Source organism: Mesorhizobium sp. M1E.F.Ca.ET.063.01.1.1 (genome assembly GCF_003998155.1).
GTDB lineage: Bacteria > Pseudomonadota > Alphaproteobacteria > Rhizobiales > Rhizobiaceae > Mesorhizobium.
This window is the reverse complement of the sequence record NZ_RZSC01001548.1, coordinates 1-496: the sequence shown is the minus strand read 5'-3', so window position 1 is coordinate 496 and position 496 is coordinate 1. Positions and strand designations below refer to the sequence as shown.

The 496-nt window shown below is 64.9% G+C and carries 1 protein-coding gene; it reads left to right on the top strand.

Features of this window, described 5'->3' with window-relative positions; translation table 11 throughout:
* The coding region (locus tag EOA29_RS39715) for a YcjX family protein (RefSeq protein ID WP_189479196.1) at positions 1–496 on the top strand (496 nt) is incomplete at both ends.

The window sequence follows — 496 nt, the reverse complement described above, 5'->3', positions numbered from 1 at the left end:
GAAGTCCGGCCGCATCGCCCGCGCCTTCCTCGAGGAGCAACCGGACGACGCCGTTCCGCGCTTCCAGTACGAGGACCACATCGCTGCCCTGGTCAACGACCGCGTCTGGCCGGATTCGACGCGTGCCATTTCCGAATTGAGGCTTACCATCGAATACGAATCGGCCTCCGGCTGGAACCGCCTGTTTTCGGCCGGAAAGCTGTCGGTCGATATCGTCGATTATCCCGGCGAATGGCTGCTCGACCTGCCGCTTCTCGGCAAATCCTTCGCCGATTTTTCGCGCGAGGCGGTCGAGTTGGCGGCCCTGCCCGTGCGCTCCGACCTTTCGCAGGCATGGCGCGAACTGGCTTGCGCCATCAATCCGGACGCCGACGCCGACGAGATGACGGCGCGCCACCTCGCCGAAAGCTTCGCCGCTTATCTCAAGGCCTGCAAGCTCGACGAGCGAGCGCTCTCCACGCTGCCGCCTGGTCGCTTCCTGATGCCGGGCGATCTC